This is a genomic window from Parasynechococcus sp. (assembly GCF_042954325.1).
In the GTDB taxonomy this organism is placed as follows: domain Bacteria; phylum Cyanobacteriota; class Cyanobacteriia; order PCC-6307; family Cyanobiaceae; genus Parasynechococcus.
This window is the reverse complement of record NZ_JBGKDS010000084.1, coordinates 1-5,768: the sequence shown is the minus strand read 5'-3', so window position 1 is coordinate 5,768 and position 5,768 is coordinate 1. Positions and strand designations below refer to the sequence as shown.

Here is a 5,768-nt window from a genome sequence, read left to right as displayed (position 1 = left end):
TTCATTCAGCACGCCTTCACCCGTTACCCGATCATCGAAGGAGAGCACAAGCTGCAGCCTTCACCGGGATTTCTCTGGTGTCAGGTGCGGGGCAGCTGGCGCTATTGGCTCTACCGCTCGCAGGAACGCGCCTTGAAGCAGCGTTTGCTCGAGCACCTGTCCTATTTCCTGGCTGTGCTCCAGGTCTCCAGCGATTCTCAAATTCAGATGGGGTCGCCGTATCGGGGCATGCACGACTTCATTGAGGACGTGATCCGCTCCTTCGCGGCCCATGCCCATGCGTCGGATCACCTCGCCTTCAAACACCACCCCCGCGACCGCGGATACAACAACTACGCCACTTTGATTGCTCTGCTGGCCAGCCGCTACGGCGTTCAGGGACGGGTGCACTACTTCCATGACGGTCCCCTGAGCCGATATTTGCGGACGTGTCGCGGCGTGATCACGGTGAACAGCACGGTCGGGTTGCAGGCCCTGTTCCATGCGGTGCCGACCAAAACGATGGGAAGCACCTTCTACAACCTGGATGGACTCACGGATCAGAAGCCGCTCGATGACTTCTGGCGCGATCCCCAGCCCAGTGATCGGCCGTTGTTCTACCGCTTTTACAACCACCTGGTCACGACCACCCAGGTCAATGGCAACTTCGACGGGGACTTCCCCTTCCGCACCACCTTTCCGATCGGTGCCGAGGCCCGCCAGCTCGCTCCCCGCCCTGACCTGCCGTCGCTGAAGCCCCCGCGGTCGATCAACCCTCTGTTGTTGCCGGCCCGGATCACGGCTCGCTTGCTGTGGGCTGGGCTCGGCTTTGCCCTCTATGGCCTGCAATTGCCAGCCCTGTTGCTGCGCCGGCCCGACTGGGCGGCGACCTTGATGAACCTGGCCTCAGCGGTCGCCCTGCGCGCCCTTGGCGTTCAAGTGGTGGTGGACGACAGCCATCGCAGTGAGGATGCCGGTGTGCCTTTGGTGCACATCTTCAACCACCGCAGCCCCTGTGATGGCCTGCTGATTCAGGGGGTGCTGCGCCTGCCGGGCATGACCACGGCCCAGCTGCATCTCAAATGGGTGTTGCCTGGGTATGCGGGGGCGGCCCGCAATGCCGGTGCTGTGGTGCTGGACCATCGCCAGACCGCATCGCGGATGGAGGGGATGTTGCAGGCCTCGGCTCTGCTGCGGGAGCACGGCCAGATCATGCTGGCGCCGAACGGTTCACTGGTCACCCCGATTGAACAGCGGGTGTCCCCCAGTGCCTGGATGCTGGCGCGCCACTACAACGGTCGCGTGGTGCCCTGGGTGTTTCGCTATCGCGACATGGACGATGCCCTCGGAGCCCAGTACAAGCCTCTGCGCCTGTTGCTGCGTCGTCTGATGGCGCCCTTGGGCACGATTCACTGCCAGCGGGGGCGGTCCAGTGATCTGCAGTTGCCCAGTGATCCGCGGGATCGCGAAGGATTCAGCCGGGCTGTTCAGGCCTATTACGGACAGATGGCGCCGCCAGCACAAGGCTGATGTTGTGGCCTCCGAACCCGAAAGCATTTTTGAGCAGCAGCCGTTGCGGTTGATCCGGCAGGGACACCGGCCCGCTGGCCGTGACCGCCAGGTCCACCTCCGGATCGAGGGGATCGGCATTGAGGGTGCCGGGTAGGACGCCGTGTTGCAACGCCTGGAGCGCCAGGATGGATTCCACGGCCCCCGCGGCGCCGAGCAAGTGGCCGAGTTGTCCTTTGGGGGCACAGACCGGGAGATGGTCCGCTGCACGGCCCAGGCTGCGGCGCAGGGCCCGGGCTTCGGCGAGGTCACCGAGGCTGGTGCCGGTGGCGTGGGCCTGGACGGCGCAGAGGTCGTCGGGGCTGATCCCGGCACGGCGCAGGGCATCGTCGATCGCTTGGCTGGCCTGTTGGCCCTGGGGCTCCGGCGCCACGATGTGGTGGGCATCACTGCTGCTGCCGCAGGCCAGCAACCAGCCCTGGGCGGCGGCCGGTGGGGCGTCACTGGAGCGCATCAAGGCGAGCATTCCAGCGCCTTCCGACAGCACAAAACCATCGCGATCACGGCAGTAGGGCCGTGAGGCCTGGGTGGGCCCACTGTGTCCAGGAGAGAGGGCCCGCATCGCACTGAAGCCCACCAGCCCCAGGCGATTGACCGGGGCTTCACTGCCGCCCGCCAGCACCAGATCGGCACGGTCGTCGTTGAGCAGCATCTGGGCCAGCATCAAGGCTTCGGCGCTGGAGGCACAGGCAGACACGGGCGTGTGCACGCCCCCTTGGGCGCCGAGGTCGATCGCGACCTGTCCGGCGGCAGCATCGGGGATCAGCATCGGCACCGTGAGCGGATTCACCCGGGAGGGGCCGCCGGCGGTGAGTTGGCTGTGCTGGTCATGCATCGTGGAGAGGCCGCCGATCCCCGTGCCGAGCACAACGGCGATGCGGCCGGGGTCGATGCCACCAATGAACGGCTGTGCCATGGCCCAGGCCTGGCGGGCGGCGAGCAAGGCCAGTTGTGCGCAGCGGTCTGACCGGCGCCGCAGCAAGGGCTCCAGGTCGTCCAACGCGGACGCGGGAACTTGGCCCGCAATCTGCACCGTGAGATCTTCGGCCCAATCCTCGGTGATGGTTGAAATGCCGGATTCACCGCCTAGGACGCGGGTCCAGGCCTCATCGGGATGGTTGCCGAGCGGTGAGATCGAGCCCCAGCCGACCACGGCTGAGCGTTCAGGCGGATTCGGCATGGGAGGGCTGAATGTCCAGCGATTCCAGATGACGCTGGATATCCCCGACCGTTCGGAAACGCAGGAGATCTTCTTCCTTGATGCGGATCCCGAAGCTGGTGTCGGCCTCGATCAGGATTTCGTAAAAGCCCAGTGAATCAATGCCGACGTCTTCCATCAGGCGAGCGTCAGGGGTGATCACGCTGGGGTCTGCCCCAGAAATCCGATGCAGGATTTCGATCAGACGTCCCTGCAGATCGCGCTGTTCAGGGCACACCTCACCCAAATCTTGGCTCCTGATTAATTTGTTTAAGGTACCAGTCTCCGTCGAATTAAAGATCCCCCCGGTACCAGCTGAAGTGCTGGTAGATGGGTTGGTGGTCGATGTCGATGAAATACGTCAGGCGTTCCGATGGAATGCGGCTTAGATCAGCGGCCATCAGGATTTCCGTGATCTGATTGAAATCTTTGGCGAGGGAGAGATCGCAGACCTGGGCCTCCATCAGGTTGAAGTATTGCCGCAACAGAACCGGAAGTCGGAAGCTGTCGTCGCTTTCATCGCGGATCTGGAGTTCAAGGGTCTGAATGTTGGTAATCGGGTGGGGGGTGGTGCTGGCCACCACGCTCTGCAGGGGGTGGCGCGGCGGGGGCAGCACCGGTGAAACTCGCCGGTACGGCGGTTGCATCAGGGCACTAAGGAATTGGGTGTTGACGGCTTCGGCATAGGCGAAGTGGTTGTAGGAGACCAAGCCGTGCAGGGTTGAGTACCCCGAGTGCTGGGCGATCAGCAGACCGCCGCGAAATAGGGCCATCAAGGAGGCCGGTTGGCGTTGGAACCGGGCGGCCAAGGCCACGCGTCCGATTTCCAGATGGTTCTCCCGGCCTGCAAGATCAGCTTTGATGCCTGGATAGACGTGCTCGAGGTACGACTCCTGGCTGCCCGGCAGCGCGTTGGGATCGGTCCCTTTGGGAATGAACTGCAGCCGTGCTGCCCCCGCAAGCACGCCGCTGTTGCGTTCGATCAGCAGCAAGTGGTCGTAATGGGGATCACGACCATCGAGATCGCGCTGGTCGCCAGACCCTGACAATTGCTGGCGGTAGGTCGCCTCCCGCAGAATGCCGACGGCATCAGCCACCGGTGCGAATGCTGCGCCGCTAATCAGGTGGAGATCAAGGTCTTCAACGGAGAACAGCACACTGCTGGCTGGATGGCTTCCATGCCAATCCGCTGGTAACACCACATCCGCTGCATTGGACGGTGGAGGCAGCGTCATGGATATCCCGTCTTGTCGCTTTCTGCGGGAAGATTACGTCGAGGCTCTTGGTCAGTCCGCCACATCCCCAGACATGGTCCTTTCCGCCCGTCCAGGTTCAGCGTGTTACTTCGGTGGTCTTGCCGCGTGGCTGCTCCTGCTTCCACTGGGTGGAGCCATGGTGGGTGGATCCGCTGTGGCGGCAGAACCCGAGGCCCCACGCAACTGGCTGAAGCCCCCGGTGCGCGTCGCACCGCCGTTGCCGCCGATGCGCGGCACCACCAGCCCGGTGAATGTGAACCGTGCCCCGGAGCCCTACCGCTATCGGCTGGGGCCTGGCGACAAATTGACGATGTCGGTGTTCAAAATCGAGGGCTATGAGGCCTCGGTGCAGGTGTTGAGCGACGGCACGATCAATCTGCCCCGGCTCGGCACCATGGACGTCTGGGGCTTGACCCTGGAAGAGGCCCGGGCACGGATCACGTCGGGCTACAGCCGGATCCTGCGTCGGCCCCTGGTTTATTTGGATCTGGTGGAGCAGCGTCCCATTCGCGTCACGGTGACCGGTGAAGTGTCCCGGCCCGGGGTGTTCACCCTTCAGGTGGATTCCAGTGGGTCATCCACGAATGAGGAAGAAATCGGCCGCGGCGGGGGCTGGCCCACGTTGGTGGACGTGATTCAGAAGGCCGGTGGGGTTTCCGCCCTCGGCGATCTCTCTCAACTGGAGTTGTTGCGGTCGTCGTCGCGGCGGGGCGGTCAGCCCCAGCGCTACGTGTTCGATTACCTCACGGTGCTCAAAGAGGGCGGCCAAGCGCCCAATCCACTGATCTATGACGGAGACAGCATTCGGGTGCATCGGGCCCAGGCTCCGCTCAACACCGATTTGATCACCACGGCATCGTCGAACTTCGCCCCCACCACGATTCAGGTGAATGTTGTCGGGGAGGTGATCAACCCAGGTGTGGTGGAGATTCGCTCCAATGCTCCGCTCTCCCAGGCGATCCTGGCGTCCGGTGGCATCACCCGTCGGGGCAGCACGGCTCGCATCGATCTGATTCGGATGGACCGTCAAGGACGCACCGTGATCAATCAGCTGGCCTACAGCCCATCGGCCACGTTGAGCAGCCCGAGCAACCCCCCGCTCCGTCACGGGGATGTGCTGGTCGTCGATCGCAACAGCCTCACCAAGGTGACCGATGGCATGAACGACGCCTTGCAGCCGCTGAGTCCGATCGTGAACGCTGCATCCATTTTCCGGATTCTGGGGCTGCCCACGGGACTGGGCAGCTCCAACTGACACCTGTCATCGGCTGGGCTCAGATGCCCAGCCGCTCCCAGATCACCCCGAGGTTGGCTTGATGCAGCTCGGTGCTGAAACAGTCCGCCAGTTGCTCGGCTGAGAGCAGGCCGCTGACATCAGCATCGGCCTCAAGGTTGGCCCGGAAGTCGCCGCCGTCGGTGTTCCAGGCGGTGTGGGCATTGCGTTGCACGACGCGGTACGCCTCTTCACGGCTCATGCCGCTGCCCACCAGGGCCAGCAGCACCCGCTGGCTGAAGACAACGCCGCCATAGACATTCATGTTGCGGCGCATGTTGTCGGGATAAACGCCGAGACCTTTCACCACGCTGGTCATTTCCCGCAGCATGAAGTGCAGGGTGACCGAGCAGTCCGGCAGCATCATCCGTTCGGTGGAGCTGTGGCTGATGTCGCGCTCGTGCCAGAGGGCCACGTTCTCCAATGCCGCGATCGTGTAACTGCGCAGCACGCGGGCCAGGCCGCTGATCCGTTCGCTGCGGATCGGGTTGCG

General features: G+C 63.7%; 5 protein-coding genes and 1 pseudogene. 2 read left to right on the top strand and 4 right to left on the bottom strand.

Annotated features, from left to right (window positions below; all coding sequences use genetic code 11):
* Positions 1–1,509 (top strand): 1-acyl-sn-glycerol-3-phosphate acyltransferase (locus tag ACGVKB_RS10460; RefSeq protein WP_392351677.1); only part of this gene is annotated, 1,509 nt, incomplete at its 5' end.
* On the opposite strand, the gene ACGVKB_RS10455 is transcribed toward ACGVKB_RS10460, so the two are convergent.
* From ACGVKB_RS10455 to ACGVKB_RS10445, 3 genes are read right to left on the bottom strand one after another with little or no spacing between them, the layout of a single operon-like run.
* Complete coding sequence (locus tag ACGVKB_RS10455; RefSeq protein WP_392351676.1) at positions 1,454–2,728, bottom strand: beta-ketoacyl-[acyl-carrier-protein] synthase family protein; 1,275 nt, start codon at positions 2,726–2,728, stop codon at positions 1,454–1,456. The two genes, ACGVKB_RS10460 and ACGVKB_RS10455, sit on opposite strands and share 56 nt — an antisense overlap.
* On the bottom strand, positions 2,712–2,984 hold the full coding sequence (locus tag ACGVKB_RS10450; RefSeq protein ID WP_392351678.1) for a phosphopantetheine-binding protein: 273 nt from the start codon (positions 2,982–2,984) through the stop codon (positions 2,712–2,714). The genes ACGVKB_RS10455 and ACGVKB_RS10450 overlap by 17 nt, the downstream gene beginning before the upstream one ends.
* Positions 2,985–3,039: 55 nt before the next feature.
* Positions 3,040–3,981, bottom strand: a complete 942-nt coding sequence (locus ACGVKB_RS10445; RefSeq protein WP_392351675.1) for a GNAT family N-acetyltransferase — start codon at positions 3,979–3,981, stop codon at positions 3,040–3,042.
* Between ACGVKB_RS10445 and ACGVKB_RS10440 the strand changes: the two genes are divergently transcribed.
* Entirely contained in the window at positions 3,980–5,257 is a 1,278-nt protein-coding gene (locus ACGVKB_RS10440) for an SLBB domain-containing protein (RefSeq protein WP_392351674.1), read from the top strand. The genes ACGVKB_RS10445 and ACGVKB_RS10440 overlap by 2 nt on opposite strands.
* 19 nt (positions 5,258–5,276) lie before the next feature.
* Here ACGVKB_RS10440 and ACGVKB_RS10435 read toward each other — a convergent pair.
* A pseudogene (locus ACGVKB_RS10435) lies at positions 5,277–5,768 on the bottom strand (adenylosuccinate lyase); the annotation flags it as partial.

Coding starts and splice junctions, on each gene's coding strand:
- ACGVKB_RS10445 (WP_392351675.1), bottom strand. CDS start 3,981: ATGACGCTGCCTCCACCGTCCAATGCAGCGGATGTGGTGTTACCAGCG.
- ACGVKB_RS10440 (WP_392351674.1), top strand. CDS start 3,980: ATGGATATCCCGTCTTGTCGCTTTCTGCGGGAAGATTACGTCGAGGCT.
- ACGVKB_RS10455 (WP_392351676.1), bottom strand. CDS start 2,728: ATGCCGAATCCGCCTGAACGCTCAGCCGTGGTCGGCTGGGGCTCGATC.